Source organism: Pectobacterium sp. PL64 (genome assembly GCF_022477975.1).
Lineage (GTDB): Bacteria > Pseudomonadota > Gammaproteobacteria > Enterobacterales > Enterobacteriaceae > Pectobacterium > Pectobacterium jejuense.
Genome location: NZ_CP092070.1, coordinates 1,179,807 through 1,198,801, shown reverse-complemented (window position 1 = coordinate 1,198,801; position 18,995 = coordinate 1,179,807). Strand labels below are relative to the sequence as shown.

The following is an 18,995-nucleotide window of genomic DNA, read 5'->3' as shown; positions in this document are numbered from 1 at the left end:
ATGCCACTATTTTAAACAAGCCATCCAAACGCTGGACGCACCCGTCTTAAAATGGTATTTCTTTACATTAACACAGTCAGATTTACAGAGAAAAACGCCATTTTCCCTCAGTAATCCAACGCATTACACGCGTCACGGCTAACGCGCTTCCCCGATTATTTTTAGGCGATGACACTGCTATTCAAGTCAACCTGACGTTCAAGCGATAACCCGCGATCAACAGAACCGGGCAGATTCCTTTCCGCCCGGCTCGCAACCCGCCTCGTGGGTTATCTTGCGTTCAACGTCTGTCCCATGTTTAGCCCGCTACGGATCAGAATTTTTCCCATCCTTCACCGTTGCGACCCTGTGCCGACAGTAGCGGCGTGGAACTCTGCCCAACCGCGCGATGAGCGGGGGCAGCAATCGCCTGACGGGAAAAAGACATTGTCGGATCGCAATCTGAATCCAAATCGAACACATCCACCACGGCAGATAGCTCACTGGATTGTTCATCCAGACGGGCGGCCGCTTCCGCCGATTGGGTCACCAACAATGCATTTTGCTGCGTGACGCTATCCATTTCATGCACTGCCTGGCTAATTTGCGTAATACCGCGCGTTTGTTCGTCCGTTGCCGCCGCGATTTCGCTAATCAGATCGTTCACATGGGCGATAGCGGTGATAATTGACGTCATTGCTTCGCCGGATTGTTTCACCTGTCCCGCGCCAGTTTCTACCCGCGAAACCGATTCCGCAATCAGCGCTTCAATCTCTTTCGCCGCCTGCGCACTGCGCTGCGCCAGAGTTCGAACCTCACCCGCCACCACGGCAAACCCTCGTCCTTGTTCACCCGCACGCGCCGCTTCAACCGCCGCGTTCAGCGCCAAAATATTGGTCTGGAATGCGATGCTATTAATCACCGAGGTGATATCGGAAATTTGCCGGGAACTGGCACTGATCCCTTCCATCGTCGTCATCACATTGGTGCTGATATCCCCACCTTTTTTCGCCATGTCGGCGGCGTCCTGCGCCAGCTTACGTGCCTGATGTACGTGATCGGTGGTTTGACGCACCGTCGAACTAATCTCTTCCATACTCGCAGCCGTCTGCTGCAGTGCCGCAGCCTGCTGCTCCGTACGGCTGGAAAGATCATCATTGCCATCCTTAATGTTCGACGTCCCGTTGTTGATTTCCGTCGTACTTTGCCGGATGACGGTCACCGTATCGCGCAAACTTTTCTGCAACCGCTTGATATCGGGAATCAACCGCCCCGCACAGTTCTTGCCGAATTCCGCCAGTTCACAGCCTAAGCGGCCCGCAGTCAGCTGCGACAGGTGCGATTTCAGTACGGCAATCGGTATCACCAAATAGTTTCTCAGGTAATACTCGGTGAAAATCAGCACAATGATCCCAATGAACATCCCTGCAATAAGTGCATTGCGGTTTTTATCATTGTGTTCATTCACACTTGGAATCAACGAAGAGGCGGTAATACCGTCCGAGTATCGCTTGATATTCTCTCCAAACGTCAGGCTGACAGGAGGATAAACTGAGCGGAAAATTTGTCGGAATGCTTCGGGATCGTTGCGTTGCAGCGCCGCATTCATCGGATCGATAGAAGAAGAGATCAGTGTGTTCCAGGTATTCTTCACCGCATCAACCGTTGCCTGATCGACACCAACGTGCTCCGCTGTCTGGAACTTATCCAGCGCTTCTTTGGTGTTTTTGATCGCACTCTGTGCCATTTCCAACGTCTGTTTGGCGTTTTCTGGCTCATTGCGCTGCAAATAATCCATGGTTCTTTCCATGCGAGTTACAGCCCGAAAATATTGATCGGCGCCATAGACCAGATGGGAATACGTTTTTCGCTGAGTCTCACTTTTATCAAGCAAATTCGTAACCTGATAAAGCGAGTAAAGACTGAATCCTGATGCTACTCCCCACGCCACTAACAGGGAAGCCACTATGACCAGCACCATTAATTTTATGCTGACATTTCTTAGAAATTCCATAATGCACTCCGCGACGTTAACAAATACCGCCCGCACGCTCTGTCGGAAAAGTATTTACTTTTTACTCATGACGGTGCCGCCCGTTGTCTCTCGCCCTTATCCCACGCGATCTAACAGACGTTCTGGAATTCCCTGATTCATGCCCCATTAGATGGGAAACTAAGCTAAAAAATTAACGAATAGAATGCGTTATCTTCCTTGAGATGCCAATTTCCGTTGTTTTAAACAGCCGACAGGCATGACTACTCCAGCCCAATCGGTGGCACATAGAGTTAATATCGTCAAAAACAGTATAGGCATTAACGGATAAAGAGGATGAATACGCTGTCAGGTTATTTTCCAGACGAATGTCCTATGGAAAAAGGTCGCAGCACTCAACGCGTTAGGACGATTTATCATCGCCCTGAGCATGACCACGATCAGTAAATTAATTTTCTTTATCGGTGATTATCTAAGGTTAGATGACTGCATCAACAGCCTGCCGCAGAAATGCAGTTCTTACGATCCAAGACTTGGCTTTGGAGAATAATCATGCAGAAAGTGCTTACCGTCTGCCCGTATTGCGGGTCAGGCTGCAAAATTAACCTGCTGGTAGAGAACGGCAAAGTGGTTGGTGCGGAAGGGGCAAACGGCGTCACCAATGAAGGTGAACTGTGCCTGAAAGGCTATTACGGCTGGGATTTTCTTAACGACACGAAAATTCTGACGCCGCGTTTAAAGCAGCCGCTGATTCGACGTCAGAAAGGTGCCCCCTTTGAGGCCGTATCCTGGGATGAAGCTATCGGCTTCGCCAGTTCCCGTCTGAAGGCGATTAAAGAGAAGTACGGTGCCGAGTCGATTATGCATACCGGCTCGTCACGCGGTCCCGGTAATGAAACCAATTACGTGATGCAGAAATTTGCCCGGGCAGTCACCGGGAATAATAACGTCGACTGCTGCGCCCGACTCTGCCACGGCCCTTCGGTTGCCGGGCTACAGGTTACGCTGGGCAATGGCGCAATGAGCAACTCTATCTGCGAAATCGAAAAAACCGACTGCATCCTGATTTTTGGCTACAACGCCGCAGACTCACACCCCATCGTGGCGCGTCGGATTCTGAAGGCCAAAGCGCGCGGAGCAAAAATCATCGTGTGCGATCCGCGCCATATTGAAACCGCTCGTATCGCCGATCTGTGGCTGCCGTTGAAAAATGGTTCCAACATGGCATTGGTCAACGCGTTTACTAACGTGTTGATTAACGAAGGCCACTACGATAAAGCGTACGTCGCCCGCCACACCGAAGGCTTCGAGGAATTCAGCAAGACCGTCGCGAAATACACGCCGGAGTATGTCGCTGACATCACCGGACTGTCGCCGAAATTGATTCGCGATGCGATGCGGATCTATGCCGCGGCGCCGTCCGCCACCATTCTATGGGGAATGGGCGTGACGCAGTGGGGTCAAGGCGTGGATGTAGTCAAAGGGCTGTCCGGCCTGGCCCTGCTGACCGGGAATTTGGGGCGACCAAACGTTGGCGTCGGGCCGGTGCGTGGGCAAAACAATGTACAGGGTGCCTGCGATATGGGGGCGCTGCCCAATATGTTCCCCGGTTATCAAAACGTCACGGATAAAGCGGTACTGGCGAAATTTGCCGATGCCTGGGGCGTGCCTGAACTCTCCGACAAAATTGGCTACTCGCTGACCGATCTCCCGCACAAGATAAAAGAAGGGAAGATCCGAGCCAATTACGTGATGGGCGAAGATCCGCTGCAAACCGAGCCGGATCTGTCGATGCTGCGCGATGCGTTCAACGAGCTGGAGTTGCTGATCGTCCAGGACATCTTCATGACCAAGACCGCCGCGATTGCCGATGTGATTTTACCCGCGACCTCCTGGGGCGAACACGAAGGGGTTTATACCGCCGCCGACCGAGGCTTCCAGCGCTTTTATAAAGCCGTGGAGCCGCAGGGCGATGTCAAACCCGACTGGGAAATCATCAGCCTGATGGCAACGGCGCTCGGTTATCCGATGCACTATAACAATACGCAGGAGATCTGGGACGAGCTGCGAGAACTCTGCCCGCTATATTACGGCGCGACTTACGAGAAAATGGCAGGACTGGGCTATGTGCCGTGGCCGTGCCCAACGGAGGACAGCCCCGGCACACCGTGGCTGTATGCCGGTAATCACTTCGATCGTCCCGGCGGGAAAGGCCTGCTGCTCACCGCAGAATGGCGACCACCGATGGAGCTGGTGGATGAGGATTACCCGCTGGTCTTGTGCACCGTGCGCGAAGTTGGCCATTACTCCTGCCGTTCCATGACGGGCAACTGCACTGCATTACAAACGCTGGCGGATGAACCGGGCTACGTGCAGGTTAGCCCCTATGACGCTGAGCGTTTAGGCATCCGCGATCAGCAGCTAGCCTGGATTTCGTCACGACGCGGCAAGGTGATCTCTCGCGTTGCCGTCAGCGAGCGCATCAATAAAGGTGCCGTCTACATGACCTACCAGTGGTGGATCGGCGCCTGCAATGAATTGACGCTGGATCATCTCGATCCGGTATCCAAAACGCCGGAATACAAACACTGCGCCGTGAAGCTGGAAGCCATCGACGATCAGCAGGCAGCAGAGAATTATGTACAGCAGGAATACAGCCAGTTGAAAGATCGGCTGCGCAGCACCGCAGAAAACGTCAGTTAATCACCCTAACCTAAGCCGCCGCGAACCTAAGCCGTCAGGTAAAAGCCGTGGCGGCTTAGGAAAATACATACTCTAAATAATTCGAGTTTCAGGAAGGCGGCAAGCGAAGGAATCCCGATGAGCTTACTCAGGTAAGTGATTCGGGTGACTGAACGTAGCCAACGCACATGCAACTTGAAGTATGACGAGTATAGATGGTTTAGACACCGTTTAACCTTCCTCGCCGATAATGCCTTTATTCCCCACCTCATCTTGTAAAATTTCATTAATGAAAACGGATAAATTTCCGTTAATCGATAATAAACTTCTACACATAACTTAAATTTTCACATCTCTGTTTATCTTTTAAAATTATGTTGGCTATCACCGCCCTTCCCTCCGCCCAATTGTTTTTTATTCCAATTTAGCGCAATTTGCGTTTCATTTTACAATGCTTTAATTTGTTTTTAACAAAAAGAGCCCCTTGTAGCGGCTGTTATCAAGTCGATTAAAATAATTACTAAACAATCGGTTAGATGGACGCTAGCGGGGATAAAAGGAATATTATTATTGCTCGCATAGAGGTCGTTTATGTTACCGATTACCGTTACCTTATCGCTCCCTCATTATCTGTCCTTTATTATTCGTATCGACCCTGGAAGCTAATCCCCGCCTTTCATTCGTATTCTTCTGAACGTCGCTGACGTCGGAAAATAACCTAATTTCATCCCTTTCGATATGCAGTTATAAAAAACTGTACGGCTTTTTGTACCCCAAATTCGCCGAAAGAAAGGCAGTAAGTTATTCAGAATATAATAAAAAACAGGAGATTCACTGTGCTCACTATTCTCGGTTTCTCTATGGTCATCTGCTTTATGTACCTGATCATGACCAAGCGGATGTCTGCGCTAATCGCGCTGATTCTTGTCCCTACGCTGTTCGCACTGGCCGCAGGTTTCTATCAGGGGCTGGGAGCGATGATGCTGGACGGCATCAAGACGCTGGCACCAACCGGCGTGATGCTGACGTTTTCTATTCTCTACTTCGGCATCATGATCGATGCCGGGCTGTTCGATCCGCTGGTGCGCTTCATTCTCCGTCTGGTTAAAGGCGATCCGTTGAAAGTGTTGGTCGGCACCGCCGTATTAACCTTGATGGTCGCGCTGGACGGCGACAGTACGACGACCTATATGATCGCGATTGCCGCCTTCCTACCGCTCTATCAGCGGTTGGGTATGAACGTGCTCGGGTTGACCTGTCTGGTTAACATCGCCAGCGGCGTGATGAACCTTTCCCCCTGGGGCGGCCCGACGGCGCGTGCCGCCGCCGCATTGCGCGTTGATGCACTGGATGTTTTCCTTCCCATGCTCCCGGCGATTGTTTTAGCCAGCCTGACGCTGGTCGGCGTGGCCGTGTTTCTGGGTCTACAGGAGCGCAAACGGCTGGGGATCATTGATGTCAGCAGCTTCCAGAATGCCTCGATCAATCTGGGCAACGGCAGCGACGAAGAAAGCGACGCCAACCGCCGCCCCAAAATGTTCTGGCCTAACTTTATTCTGACCACCCTGCTTCTGGTGTTTTTGGTGATCGGCATTCTGCCTATTCAGGTGCTGTTTATGGTCGGCTTCGCTATCGCCGTCATGCTCAACTACCCCAAACTGGAGGAGCAAAAAGCGCGGATCGGCTCACACGCTGCTAACGTGCTCGCGGTAACATCACTTATTTTCGCCGCTGGGATTTTCACTGGGATTTTATCCGGTACGGGCATGGTGGATGCCATGGCGAAGAGCCTGTTGCAGGTGATACCAGAAAGTTTCGGCCCGTATCTTGCGGTGTTCACCGCGCTTATTAGCCTGCCGTTTACTTTTTTGATGTCCAACGACGCGTTCTATTTCGGAATCTTACCGGTTATCGCCCAGACGGCGGTCAACTATGGTATTACCCCAGAGGAGATCGCCCGTGCGTCGATTGTCGGCCAGCCGTTCCACCTTCTCAGCCCGCTAGTGCCGTCGCTTTACCTGCTGGTCAGTCTGGCAAAAGTGGACATCGGCGATCACCAACGCTTTGCAATCAAATGGGCGATTTTTGTCAGCCTGTCGCTGCTGGTCGGTGGTATTGTCTTCGGCGCATTTCCGTTCTATCACCAGTAAAACAGGATTGCTCCGGCCTCGCCGGAGCGTTCACTGCTGGCAGGCGAGCCGTACTGACAAAAACATAACGATTCCTCGTAACACCCTAAACGACATAGCAGGATAGCCATGGCTTTAACTCCCCTACAGACAAGGATTGTCAGACAGATTGTCGCCTATATTCGCCGCGAGCAGTTGCAACCCGGCGCTCATCTGATCGAATCGTCGCTGGCGCAGGTATTGAACGCCTCGCGCACGCCGGTCAAGGTCGCGCTGCTGTATCTGACGGAAAAAGGCATGCTGCATTACCACCGCAACCGGGGGTTTTACCTCGATCGCCATGCCCATGAACTGGGGGATCTGGTCACAGAGTTAGCTGCAAGCAGCGAAGAGCCGCTCTACCGGAAGATTGTCGATATGCGCCTCTCCCGTCGGTTGCCGGAGCAGTTTTCAGAAGTGGATCTGATGCGAGAATGTCAGGTGTCGCGCTCCGTACTGCGTAACGTTCTGACGCGTATTCAACAGGAAGGTTGGCTGGAGTTCCGCACCGGTCAGGGCTGGCGAACCACGCCGATTATCGATTCCGTCACGGCCTATGAGGAAAGTTTTACGTTCCGCTTGCTGGTCGAGCCGCTCAGTCTGCTGTCGCCGCAGTTTCGTATCGATCAGCACACGCTCAACGCCTGCCGTAAGCAGCAGGAAGACATTCTCAATGGGGGTTACCTGACGCTCACACCGCATGAAATGTTCGATGCCAATACGCACTTTCATGAAACGCTGCTTGCCTGTAGCGGCAACCGCTTCGCCCACCATAGCTTGCAACGAATCAATCAGTTACGGCGTCTGGTGGAATATCGACAAGGGAGTCCAGCCTTCAATCCCAAGCGGTTGGAACAGATTGCAGAGCATCTGACGATTCTGGATTTCCTGCAACGGGGAGAGATCGAAACGGCGGCAGACTGGATGAAAAAGCATCTGGAAAAAGCGTGCCACGATAAAGTCAGCATCGATCTTTTTCGGTGAAATAACCAACAGCGAGGTCTCAAATCATCAGTAACATATGTTTAAAAAATAAAAAACACCATTTTAAACACTCTAAATGCCCGCTCAGTTACAAATAGAAACACATAGAACAATAATTAAACTCAAACTTCATAACAAAAGAATGAAGCCAAGAACACAAAAACAAAGTCACGATTTAAATAATTAAAAAATTAATTTTTTTATAAAATATCATGTATATAAAGTTTTCGTTAATTGTTCTTTTATTTTTACTTAATCTTTAAGTAATTCACCATCTGTTTTATTGATGTATCGCCACATATCATTAGCAACACTACTTCAACACTTTGACTCATCTGATTTTACCTGCAAAAAAACCAACGCAAGCCATTGTTTAATAATGAATTAATAAAAATATCACGATTTGCGCGATCTGCGTACCACATCCCCATTTATCATTACAAGCGACAAGGACATGCATTTTTCGCATGACAAAGATCACAATTACATAACAATCCGCAGAAAAAAAATGTAAAAAGCAAGAATCGTTGTAATATCGGCGGGCAGACACAACACCCCAATAACAGGTTCGGGTGAGGGATTGGTGTATTCAGGGAAAGCACCAGCCATCACGCGGCAATAATATTGTGTTGTCTGAATCAATTCATCAACATGAGGTTTATATGCAAAGGCAGAAGTTACTTGTACAGATAGTCTTGGCTATCGTCCTGGGAATATTAATCGGCTGGGCTTGCCATCAATATCTTGACGGCAGTCGAGCAAAAGAAGTTGCATCTTATTTCAACATGGTTACCGATATCTTCCTGCGTCTGATCAAAATGATCATCGCGCCACTGGTCTTCGCTACGCTGGTTTCCGGCTTGGCAAGCATGGGAGGAAACTCTTCTGCCGTTGGCCGTATCGGTATGAAAGCGATGATCTGGTTTGTCAGCGCCTCGTTCATTTCCCTGCTCATCGGTATGGTCTTCGCCAACCTGTTCCAACCTGGCGGAGGCATGAATCTCGAAATCCCCGCACAGCATGTTGCGACAGGTCTGAACACCGACAGCTTTACGCTTAAGAGCTTCATCAGCCATATCTTCCCGAAAAGTATCGTCGAAGCGATGGCGAACAATGAGATCCTGCAAATTCTGGTGTTCTCTCTGTTCTTCGGCTCCGCGCTTGCCTATGTAAAAGGCAAAAACAAACACGCGACCACGATCATTTCCATGATCGAGGAACTGACCAAAGTGATGTTCCGCGTGACCGACTACGTGATGGCGCTGGCTCCTATTGCTGTCTTTGCCGCAATCGCTTCCGCTATTACCACACAAGGTCTGGGCCTGCTTTACGACTTCGGTAAACTGATCGGTGAGTTCTACCTCGGTCTGGGCGTACTGTGGGGCGTTCTGTTCCTGGTTGGCTACCTGTTCCTGGGCAAAGGCATCGTTAGACTAGCGAAGCTGATTCGTGAACCTACCATGCTGGCTTTCGCCACGGCGAGCAGTGAATCTGCCTACCCGAAAACCATGGAAGCACTGACCAAATTCGGCGTGCCGAAAAAAGTCACCAGCTTTGTGCTGCCGCTCGGTTACTCGTTCAACCTCGACGGTTCTATGATGTACCAGTCCTTTGCGATTCTGTTTATCGCACAGGCTTACAACATCGACCTGAGTGTTACTGAGCAAATCCTGATTCTGCTGACGCTGATGATTACCAGTAAAGGAATGGCGGGCGTAGCGCGTGCTTCTATCGTAGTGGTTGCCGCAACGCTGCCGATGTTCAGCCTGCCGGAAGCCGGTATCCTGCTGATTATCGGTATCGACCAGTTCCTGGATATGGGCCGTACTGCAACTAACGTCATCGGTAACAGTATCTCTACCGCTGTTGTGGCCAGTCTGGAAAAAGACATCCACGATGATGATGAGAATGAAGAGGTTACCGACGAAGTCGTCGCCTACAAGGAACCTCAGCAGGCTACGCAAAATAGCTAATGCTGAGTGAGTGAATCGTTCATCTATAGCGGCCTTCGGGCCGCTATTTTTTTATCTCTCGTTGCACTGCCAACGCAGTGACGACGTTTAGAGTCCAGATGCTGATGACAGCCCTTTCATGTAGCGCCAGAATTTCTCAGAAGCCACGTTCAACCGCGCATCGAGACGATAGAGATAAACGCCCATGCGGATCACGGCATTTTCCATGCTCAGGATCGTCAGCTCTTTGTTTTTCAGCTCTTCCTGAATGGAATAGTCCGGCAGCCAGGCGATACCATAACCTTTCTTCGTCATACGTTTGAGCAAGTCGCTCATGGAAGAAACGAAATTGACCGTAAACTTATCGCTGTCGACGCTGGATAAGTAGCGGCTGACCTGACGCCCCATGTAGCTCGTCTCGGTATAGTTGAGTAGCGGCACCGATGAGGCGCTGACATCAAACAGCGGCTTCCCTGTGCTATCACACGCACAGACCGGATAAAGCCGTGATTCCAGTATCTTCTCGTGCATGAAGGGCTCCCCCATCAGATCCTCATTGTAGAATGAGAAAATGAAGTCACTGCGCCCTTCTTTGAGATTCAGTACCGCTTCATCCACATCGATCGATTCGACATAGAAGATTTTTTCCTGCGGATCCGGCACGTCTTTTAACAGCTCAGGCATGATGAATACCGACAGCGAATGCGCCGCGGCGATGGTGATCTTATTCTTGTAATTGTCCCCGCCGTGCAGCTTATTGAGTTGATACTCCAAGTCATCCAGCGTATTGCGGATATAGGCGTGGAACACGCGCCCCTGCTCGGTTAACTGTAGCGGCAACGCGCTGCGGTCGAAAATATCAAAGCCAACCGCCGCTTCCAGCGCCTGAATTCGCCGACTGAATGAAGATTGAGAGATATTCCGCTTCTCGGCCGCCAGCGTAAAACTCCGGTGCTCTTCCAGCACGATAAAATCATACAGCCACTTGGTTTCGATATTATTCAGCATCGTCCCTCACTCAAAACGCTCAGCGTCATGTTTTCGCTCTCTATGCCAACGTTCGTATCGCCAATAAAGAGGCTTCCCACCGAACGCGGTTAAAACCAATAAAAGCATAGGGATGCCAATAGTTATGCAAATCATACATAGCAGATGGGAATTTAGCAATTCACATTGCCCGCCAGTGTGCGATTATCCTTTTAATTTCATAATGCTACAGGGTTAACAGCATGAACAGTCTCGTGGGAATTCTTGGTGGTATGGGGCCGGGTGCTACCGTCGATGCGATGCAAAAACTGATCAAAAACACGCCAGCGTATCGGGATCAAGACCATATTCCGATGATTGCGGTTTCTATTCCTGATATCCCTGACAGAACGAAATGCATTCTCCAGCACAGCGCATCGCCGCTGGATAAAATGCTGCAATATATGAAAATTCTCGAAAACGCGGGCGCTGAATGCATCATTATCCCGTGCAATACCGCGCACTATTGGTTTAATGACTTAAAAAAGCAGTGTCGTGCAGAAATGATCAGCATTATTGATGTGACCTGTCAGGCGATTAAACATGCCAACACTACACGCGTCGGCCTGTTGGCGACGACGGCGACGGTCAAAGCGAGAATTTATCAGGACAACCTGATTACCGATAATATTGAGTGCTACACGCCAGATGATGCAGACCAACACCAGGTAATGGAAAGCATCTACGCTTATAAATCCGGTGATATCGCCGGCGCCTATAGCATGCTGTCACCAGTAAAAGATCGCCTGTTGCAGGCTGGCGTTGAGAAAATTATTCTGGGTTGTACCGAGCTTCCTCTGATTCTGGAGCAGGAAGTCAGAACGTCGCCGCAACACTATGTTGATGCAACGGAAGAGTTAATTAAGAAAACGGTCGAGTGGTATTTCACTCACAGTCCGAGAAATGATATCGCTGCTTAATTTCTTAACGAGTCTATTATATTTCGTTGAATAAAAAAATAACTATGCCACTCGGCATAAATGAATTCGCCGAGTGGCATAGTGCGATAGACTCAGTATTTAATGCATTTCACTTCACAATAAAATACTGTGAACACAGGAACGTAATTCACTATACGTTCAACTATTACGACGGGAATTTCAGCGCACTATTTTGCGCGCCGGAATTAGAAACCACCCAGGATTTCGCCGCTGACGTGGTCATCAGACTGTATGAATAGTTAGATGACGCCGTCCATTTAGCCGCAGGCGATTTACTCGCAACGGCAGCCGGTGAACTGCCATTATCCGTAAAGGTTGAACCATTGCCTTTATCGTCAACCATCCCTTTCTTTTCCGCACCGGTACCGAATACGTTACGCTCAGAAAGTACATTGGCATTCTGCGCAACCGTAAAGGCCAGGTTGAATTTATTGACGTAGTTGTTGAAGACGTGGAAATAACCATAACGCATCAGGCCGGGTGCACGAACCTGAATATTTTCGTAATAGTTATGGCAAATAGTCAAACGCGGATAGCCATTGTAAGCACTGTTATTATCATCTGCCGGATGGCCGAAGATACAACCATATTTATGGTTTGAGAATAAGCAGTTACTGATCGTGATGTAATCCGCCTTCTCACCGATATAAATCAGTTTATCGAGGCTACCGTCGTTATCACTCCACGTATGCCCTGGCCATGAACAGTGATCCACCCAATACCCCTTACCGTAGTTCAAATACAGCTGGATATCATCATTATCTTTGATGCCAACATCATGTTTAAAAACCAGATTCTGGAAAATGACGTTGGATGAATTGCTATCAGCACGCAGGTGGATATTGGTCAGTACATTAGCGCCACCGAAAGAACCGACGATGGTTTTATTGCTGCCAAATACCACCTTGGTTAGTGCAGATGCTTTCAGCGATGCGCCCAGCACCACAATCGTTTTTGTGGAACCGCTCACGGCTGATTTAAAATCGGCCAGAGAATTTACCGTAACAACTTTACCGCCTGTTCCTCCGGTGACATTTGCTGCTTTTGCAAAGCCAATAATCCCAGTAAGATTCGTTGTTGGATAAGCCATAAATTTTCCTTTTTACAATGAGTGAATAGTAATGTCATTTGAGGTGTTAATTAACAAAATAAATAACACGCCTTCGACAATTACAGAGTGTATATAGGAGAATTCATTACGCTTATTAATCGAGTTTAATAAAAAAAGAACCTTGCGAATAGTTTCTTATTTAATTAATTTGCAGCCACCTTATTAATAAAGGTGACTGCATCGTAGCCTTCAAATTATTATCGCTACCATCCTTTTACTGCGCCACCATTAAAAATACGGTTCGCAGCCTGTTCAACTTCATCAGACTGATAGGCCTGAATAAATTTTTTGACGTTTTCCGCCTCTTTATTATTTTCACGAGTCACAATAATATTCACATACGGTGACTCTTTATCCTCAATAAAAATACCGTCTTTCGTTGGCGTTAAGCCTGTTTGCTGAATATAGGTCGTGCTAATGATCGCCACCGTCACTTTCGGGTCGTCTAATAAACGTGGCAACTGTGCCCCTTCCACTTCCATAATACGCAGGTTGTGCGTGTTGGTTGTAATATCCAGCACCGTCGGCAATAAGCCTGTATCAGGCTTCAGCGTAATTAATCCAGTTTTCTCCAGTAATAACAGCGCGCGTCCCAGATTTGTAGGATCGAAAGGTATCGCGATAGTGTCGCCAGCTTTCAGATCGTTGATATTTTTAATCTTCTTCGAATAACCCGCCATCGGGAAAACGAAGGTATTTCCTACCGCCACCAGCTTATAACCGTGTTCGCGGTTTTGCTGTTCCAGAAAAGGACGATGTTGAAAGACGTTCGCGTCCAAATCACTTTTATCCGTCGCCTCGTTCGGCAATAGCGAACCGCTGAAACCCACCAGCTCGACATCTAGGCCATATTTCTCTTTTGCCACTTTCTTCGCGACGTCGGCGACGTCCTGTTCCGCACCGTTAATCACGCCGACTTTAATGTGGTTGGCAGAATTGCTTGCGCTATCGCATGCGGTCAACGCCATCGCCGCCGTGACCATTCCCGCCACCAGCGCTATACGCCATTTCTTCATCATTCCGATTCCCTGACATCGTAACTACATTGATTTGTAGCTACACTGTTTTATAACTACATGGAGTTAAAGAGAAAAACAGTATGTCTCTCGATTAACCGAGTCAAATAACTCCGCGTTCTATCAATATGCTTTTCATCATTCGGTCAATGAAGAGTGATATATATCCTAAATAATTCGAGTTGCGTGAAGGCGGCAACCGCACGAATCCCCAGGAGCTTACTCAAGTAAGTGACTGGGGTGAGTAAGGGCAGCCAACGAACAAGCAGCTTGAAGTATGACGGATATATCTGTTAAGCCGATTCCATTTTACCTATCTGCTATTGCTCGCCTCTTGATTCCCCCGCATTATGACGTTTTGATGACCTTGAATTCACACGGCGAAACCATGATTAATGTGGCTTTGGTTGACGATCACATCGTTGTACGGTCTGGCTTTGCACAGCTTCTGACATTAGAAAATGACATTCAGGTTGTTGGACAATATGCTTCGGCGGCGCAGGCGTGGCCCCATCTACTCAAACAGCCGATTGACGTTGCCGTGATTGATATTGCCATGCCGGATGAAAGCGGCCTGTCGCTATTAACACGCCTGCGTCAGCAGCGCCCCAATTTTCGCGCCATTATTCTAAGCATCTATGACACCACCGCATTTGTACAAAGCGCGCTGGATGCAGGTGCAGGCGGCTATCTCACGAAGCGCTGTGGCCCGGAAGAGTTAGTGCAGGCGGTTCGCGTGGTCAGCAGCGGTGGCCTTTACCTGTGTGCCGATGCACTACACGCCATTCGCCATCAGCAGCAGCCACCGAAAGAGCTGCTGGCGCTAACCCCGCGCGAGCGGGAAATATTCAGCCTGCTGATCAACGGGATTAGTGTGAAAAGCATCGCTGAACAGCTCGAGCTCAGCCATAAGACCGTTCACGTTCACCGCGCCAATATTCTCAGTAAATTACAGTGCGAATCCACGGTAGAGCTGGTGCACTTTGCACTGCAACACCAACTACTGGCTGGGAAATAAATCATGCGCCGCCTGCACGTCATCGGCATGACGCTGTTTCTGGCCTTTTTCTATAGCCTGATTTGGCTGGCGCTGTGGACCATCAGTTTCTATTTAAGCAACAACGGCCAGCAGGCGGCGCTGCTGTTACCACAAGGGCTGCGGCTGGCGTTGATGATTTTGCTGCCTAGAAAGTACTGGCCGACCTTGCTGCTTGCAGAAATCGCCATCCAGAGCTGGCTTATCAGCGAGCAGCTTATCACGCGTTCTCTGCTGCTACTTTCCCCATTCCTCAGTCTGATTCCGGCCATCATCACGCATAAAATCTGGCATCGCTATACGCTTTATTGGCAGCGACTCCTGCTATTGCTGGCGGCACTGACGCTCAATACCGTTCTGCACGGCATCGCTATCGGCCCCTGGTTACACTCGCAGCTGACACAAACGCTGCTGGCGACGTTTACCGGCGGCGTCCTGCTGATCCCGTTCATCTATCTGCTGTACGAATACATCAAACAACAGCATTTGCAGACGCTGCTGGCACAGGAGATCCCCGATCCGCCGCTGCGTACCTCGCTGCTGATTTGGTGCTCGCTGTTTTTTTCTATCGGCGTTTGTCTGCAAATGACGTTCACACCTGAGATGGAACGCCTGCTGCTGATTTTCGTTTTTCTGCCTAACGTGGTCATGGCGTATAAATTCGGCTGGCAAGGCGGCGTGCTCTCCGCCGTACTCGGCAGCCTGATGATTGCGGTCACGCGTCAGGTGAGCGGTGCTTTCGACGATCTGCGCGAGCTGGAACTCTTTCTCTCTACGCAGGCGCTGCTCGGCATTGGGCTGGGGATCGCGATAAGCCGTCAGCAACAGCTGGCACAGCGGCTCCAGCGCTATCGTCATCAGTTGGAGCAGGAGCTGAAAACCCGGCGGCGGCTTATGGAGCGCATCATCCATACCGAAGAGGCCGTGCGCAAAGATATCGCGCGCGAACTGCACGATGACATCGGCCAAAACATCACCGCCATTCAGATTCAGGCCATGCTGGTGAAACACAGCGCGCCAGCCGATGCGGCTCAGCATGCCGCCGGACAAATCAGCGAGCTGTCGCGGCGCATCCACCACACCACCCGCCAGCTTCTGCGCCAGTTGCGCCCACCGGTGTTGGATGAAATGGTGTTGGATAAAGCGCTGCATCATCTGGCGGATGAATTTGCCTTCTCGGCTCGCGGTATCCAGTTTCAGCTGGATTATCAGCTCCCTACGCCTCCGCATGATGACGTGGTGGTTTTCACCCTTTATCGGCTGGTGCAGGAGTTGCTCAACAACATCAATAAACACGCCAGCGCCACGCAGATTACGGTTCGCCTTTCCCAGCAGGATGACCTGATTACGCTCGACGTCGTTGATAACGGCGTGGGAATTGCACAAAAAGACAGAGCGAATCCGACAGGCGGTGGCTTCGGCCTGCGGGGCATCGAGGAACGCGTACAGGCGTTGGGCGGTAACTGGCTGGTAAAAGCCGCCACCAGTGGCGACTCTGCCACGCCGCGTGGTACGCACATAATTGTTAACTTGCCCACAAAATTTAAACAAAAAGACGATTAGCTAGGAATTATTCCTAGCCGCCTAAAACCTTGTCTCATCCTTTTTAATTCACATCCCCCTACTCTTCTCTCAACGCGACGGAGAACCCCATGCAGGCACCCATGTTTCCAGCGGGACAGCTTTCACCCACACAAATCAGTCAGCGTTATCGCTACTGGCGACCACGGTTGCTGATTTCCATGGTCATCGGGTACGCCACGTTTTACCTGACGCGTAAAAGCATCAACTTCGTCATGCCGGTGATGCAGTTGGAATTAGGGTTAAGCAAAGGCGATATCGGTCTGCTGGGGACGCTGTTTTATCTCTGTTATGGCGCGTCCAAATTTATTTCCGGCATCGTGTGCGATCGCAGCCAGGTGCGCTGGTTTATGGGCGTCGGGCTGATGATTACCGGCGTGCTGAACATTCTGTTTATGTACTGCCAGTCGCTCACGGGGTTATTGATTGTCTGGGCGCTGAATGGGTTCTTTCAGGGCTGGGGATGGCCCCCTTGCGCCAGATTGCTGAGCAGCTGGTATTCGCGCAATGAGCGTGGCCTCTGGTGGGGATGCTGGAATACGTCGATCAACATCGGCGGTGCGGCGGTTCCTCTGCTGGCGGGCTATCTGGCCTCCGAATGGGGATGGCAGGCGGCGCTGCTGGTGCCGGGCATCATCGGCATTGTGATTGGCCTGTGGCTGTGCTGGCAGCTGTGCGACAAACCGCAGCAGCAGGGATTGCCCAGCGTCGGCGAGTGGCGGCGCGATGCGCTGGAGCTTCGTCAGGAGCAGCAGAGCCCGCCGATGCCAATGCGCCAGATTCTGCGCGATGCGATTTTGCGTAACCGTACCATCTGGCTACTCGGGTTTTCCTACATTCTGGTGTACCTGATTCGTATCGCACTGAATGACTGGGGGAACATCTGGCTGTCGGAGAGCCACGGGTTCAACCTACTCAGCGCGAACGCCACGCTGTCGCTGTTTGAACTGGGCGGATTGATGGGGGCGCTGTTTGCCGGTTGGGGTTCGGACCTGCTGTTTCGTGGTCAACGCGCACCGATGATTTTGCTGTTTGCATTAGGGCTGTTTTTAACCATGACCGCGCTGTGGCTGGCACCGATTCACCACTATTCACTACTCGCGGCCTGTTTCTTCAGTATCGGTTTTTTTGTTTTTGGACCACAGATGTTGATTGGTCTGGCTGCGACGGAATACAGCCATAAGGATGCCGCAGGCACGGTGACAGGTTTTCTTGCGTTGTTTGCCTATCTGGGGGCAGCGCTGGCGGGCTGGCCGCTAGCACAGGTGCTGCAACACTACGGATGGTCGGGATTTTTTACTCTGCTGGCGTTGGCTTCAGCCTGCATCGGATTGTTACTGATGCCGCTGCTGATGGCAGGCGTCAGCCGCCGGGAACGTTTGATGACATCAAAATAGCAATAACAACAGATAGACACCTATAAGGAAAACATCATGAAACTGAGTACCTTAACTACCCTCATCGCCGCTGGACTGACCGTTGCTGCTGTTACCACCACCACCGCGCGTGCCGAAGGTCGCCTGGTCATTTACTGTAGCGCCACTAACTCCTTCTGCGAGGAAGAAGCCAAGGCCTTCGGTGAAAAATACAACGTTAAAACTTCCTTTATCCGCAACGGCTCAGGCAGCACGCTGGCGAAAGTCGATGCCGAGAAGAAAAACCCACAGGCTGACGTCTGGTACGGCGGCACGCTGGATCCGCAGTCTCAAGCGGGCGAAATGGATCTGCTGGAACCTTATCAGTCTAAAAACCTTGAGCAGATCATGCCGCAGTTCCGCGATCCCGCCAAACGTAAAGGCAACTACTCGTCTGCCGTTTACGTCGGTATCCTCGGCTTCGGCGTCAACACCGACCGCCTGAAAGAGAAAAACCTGCCCGTTCCACAGTGCTGGAAAGATCTGACCAACCCGGTCTACAAAGGCGAAATCCAGATTGCCGATCCACAAAGTTCCGGTACGGCCTATACCGCACTGGCGACCTTCTCCCAGTTGTGGGGTCAGGATCAGGCCTTTGATTACCTGAAAAAACTGAATACCAACGTGTCGCAGTACACCAAATCCGGTATTGCCCCGGCACGTAACGCCGCACGTGGCGAAACCGCTATCGGTATCGGCTTCCTGCATGACTACTCGCTGGAAAAAGAGAAAGGCGCACCACTGACGCTGATCTCCCCTTGTGAAGGTACCGGCTATGAAATTGGCGGCGTCAGCATCCTGAAAGGCGCGCGCAATATGGATAACGCCAAGCTGTTCGTTGACTGGGCGCTGTCAAAAGAAGCACAGGAACTCTCCTGGAAGAAAGGCCAGTCCTACCAGATTCTGACCAACACCACCGCCGAAGCCTCTCCGCTGTCGCTGAAGTTGCAGGATCTGAAACTGATCAACTACGACATGGACAAATACGGCGCGGCAGACGTGCGTAAAGAGCTGATTTCCAAGTGGGTTAACGAAGTCAAAATGGGCCAATAATCTCGATTCATTGCTCTTGATGCATTGACCTTTATTGATTGCAAAAACAACGGGAACA

The 18,995-nt window shown here is 50.5% G+C and carries 13 protein-coding genes; 9 read left to right on the top strand and 4 right to left on the bottom strand.

The window, feature by feature from the left end:
* Window positions 1–313 precede the first annotated feature (313 nt).
* Window positions 314–1,993 (bottom strand): methyl-accepting chemotaxis protein, encoded by a 1,680-nt coding sequence (locus HP572_RS05060; protein ID WP_240584943.1) that lies wholly within the window; start codon window positions 1,991–1,993, stop codon window positions 314–316.
* A gap of 531 nt (window positions 1,994–2,524) precedes the next feature.
* Here HP572_RS05060 and fdhF point away from each other — a divergent pair.
* The 4 genes from fdhF to HP572_RS05040 all read left to right on the top strand — a co-directional run bounded on the left by fdhF (window position 2,525) and on the right by HP572_RS05040 (window position 9,779).
* Window positions 2,525–4,675, top strand: coding sequence for a formate dehydrogenase subunit alpha (fdhF, locus tag HP572_RS05055; protein WP_240584942.1), 2,151 nt, complete (start codon window positions 2,525–2,527; stop codon window positions 4,673–4,675).
* Window positions 4,676–5,490: 815 nt separating this feature from the next.
* Window positions 5,491–6,804: a CitMHS family transporter gene (locus tag HP572_RS05050; RefSeq protein WP_205551254.1), complete on the top strand. Its 1,314-nt coding sequence runs from the start codon at window positions 5,491–5,493 to the stop codon at window positions 6,802–6,804.
* 108 nt (window positions 6,805–6,912) lie between these two features.
* Window positions 6,913–7,806, top strand: coding sequence for a GntR family transcriptional regulator (locus HP572_RS05045; protein ID WP_240584941.1), 894 nt, complete (start codon window positions 6,913–6,915; stop codon window positions 7,804–7,806).
* Window positions 7,807–8,468: 662 nt separating this feature from the next.
* Window positions 8,469–9,779 carry a dicarboxylate/amino acid:cation symporter gene (locus HP572_RS05040; RefSeq protein ID WP_205551258.1) on the top strand — a complete coding sequence of 437 codons (1,311 nt, stop codon included), beginning with the start codon at window positions 8,469–8,471 and terminating at the stop codon, window positions 9,777–9,779.
* Window positions 9,780–9,866: 87 nt separating this feature from the next.
* On the opposite strand, the gene hypT is transcribed toward HP572_RS05040, so the two are convergent.
* Window positions 9,867–10,766, bottom strand: a complete 900-nt coding sequence (gene hypT, locus HP572_RS05035) for a hypochlorite stress DNA-binding transcriptional regulator HypT (protein ID WP_240584940.1) — start codon at window positions 10,764–10,766, stop codon at window positions 9,867–9,869.
* A 221-nt stretch (window positions 10,767–10,987) separates the two neighbouring features.
* Between hypT and HP572_RS05030 the strand changes: the two genes are divergently transcribed.
* The gene (locus HP572_RS05030; RefSeq protein ID WP_240584939.1) at window positions 10,988–11,704 is read left to right on the top strand and encodes an aspartate/glutamate racemase family protein; all 717 of its coding nucleotides are present in this window, start codon (window positions 10,988–10,990) and stop codon (window positions 11,702–11,704) included.
* A gap of 166 nt (window positions 11,705–11,870) precedes the next feature.
* Here the strand turns inward: HP572_RS05030 and HP572_RS05025 are convergent, their stop codons facing one another.
* Together HP572_RS05025 and HP572_RS05020 are read right to left on the bottom strand one after the other, a co-directional pair.
* Window positions 11,871–12,815, bottom strand: a complete 945-nt coding sequence (locus tag HP572_RS05025; protein WP_240584938.1) for a polysaccharide lyase — start codon at window positions 12,813–12,815, stop codon at window positions 11,871–11,873.
* Window positions 12,816–13,039: 224 nt separating this feature from the next.
* Window positions 13,040–13,855 (bottom strand): MetQ/NlpA family lipoprotein, encoded by an 816-nt coding sequence (locus tag HP572_RS05020; protein ID WP_305852617.1) that lies wholly within the window; start codon window positions 13,853–13,855, stop codon window positions 13,040–13,042.
* Between the two features lie 385 nt (window positions 13,856–14,240).
* Here HP572_RS05020 and HP572_RS05015 point away from each other — a divergent pair, with 385 nt between their 5' ends.
* The 4 genes from HP572_RS05015 (at window position 14,241) to HP572_RS05000 (ending at window position 18,937) form a co-directional block, all read left to right on the top strand.
* Window positions 14,241–14,870, top strand: coding sequence for a response regulator transcription factor (locus HP572_RS05015; RefSeq protein ID WP_010285873.1), 630 nt, complete (start codon window positions 14,241–14,243; stop codon window positions 14,868–14,870).
* Window positions 14,871–14,873: 3 nt separating this feature from the next.
* Complete coding sequence (locus HP572_RS05010; protein WP_205551267.1) at window positions 14,874–16,451, top strand: MASE1 domain-containing protein; 1,578 nt, start codon at window positions 14,874–14,876, stop codon at window positions 16,449–16,451.
* A gap of 89 nt (window positions 16,452–16,540) precedes the next feature.
* The gene (gene uhpC, locus HP572_RS05005; RefSeq protein ID WP_014914787.1) at window positions 16,541–17,866 is read left to right on the top strand and encodes an MFS transporter family glucose-6-phosphate receptor UhpC; all 1,326 of its coding nucleotides are present in this window, start codon (window positions 16,541–16,543) and stop codon (window positions 17,864–17,866) included.
* Between the two features lie 36 nt (window positions 17,867–17,902).
* Entirely contained in the window at window positions 17,903–18,937 is a 1,035-nt protein-coding gene (locus HP572_RS05000; RefSeq protein WP_205551269.1) for an ABC transporter substrate-binding protein, read from the top strand.
* Window positions 18,938–18,995 lie beyond the last annotated feature (58 nt).

Coding starts and splice junctions, on each gene's coding strand:
- HP572_RS05025 (WP_240584938.1), bottom strand. CDS start 12,815: ATGGCTTATCCAACAACGAATCTTACTGGGATTATTGGCTTTGCAAAA.
- HP572_RS05060 (WP_240584943.1), bottom strand. CDS start 1,993: ATGGAATTTCTAAGAAATGTCAGCATAAAATTAATGGTGCTGGTCATA.
- HP572_RS05010 (WP_205551267.1), top strand. CDS start 14,874: ATGCGCCGCCTGCACGTCATCGGCATGACGCTGTTTCTGGCCTTTTTC.
- hypT (WP_240584940.1), bottom strand. CDS start 10,766: ATGCTGAATAATATCGAAACCAAGTGGCTGTATGATTTTATCGTGCTG.
- HP572_RS05015 (WP_010285873.1), top strand. CDS start 14,241: ATGATTAATGTGGCTTTGGTTGACGATCACATCGTTGTACGGTCTGGC.
- fdhF (WP_240584942.1), top strand. CDS start 2,525: ATGCAGAAAGTGCTTACCGTCTGCCCGTATTGCGGGTCAGGCTGCAAA.
- uhpC (WP_014914787.1), top strand. CDS start 16,541: ATGCAGGCACCCATGTTTCCAGCGGGACAGCTTTCACCCACACAAATC.
- HP572_RS05030 (WP_240584939.1), top strand. CDS start 10,988: ATGAACAGTCTCGTGGGAATTCTTGGTGGTATGGGGCCGGGTGCTACC.
- HP572_RS05020 (WP_305852617.1), bottom strand. CDS start 13,855: ATGATGAAGAAATGGCGTATAGCGCTGGTGGCGGGAATGGTCACGGCG.
- HP572_RS05045 (WP_240584941.1), top strand. CDS start 6,913: ATGGCTTTAACTCCCCTACAGACAAGGATTGTCAGACAGATTGTCGCC.
- HP572_RS05040 (WP_205551258.1), top strand. CDS start 8,469: ATGCAAAGGCAGAAGTTACTTGTACAGATAGTCTTGGCTATCGTCCTG.
- HP572_RS05000 (WP_205551269.1), top strand. CDS start 17,903: ATGAAACTGAGTACCTTAACTACCCTCATCGCCGCTGGACTGACCGTT.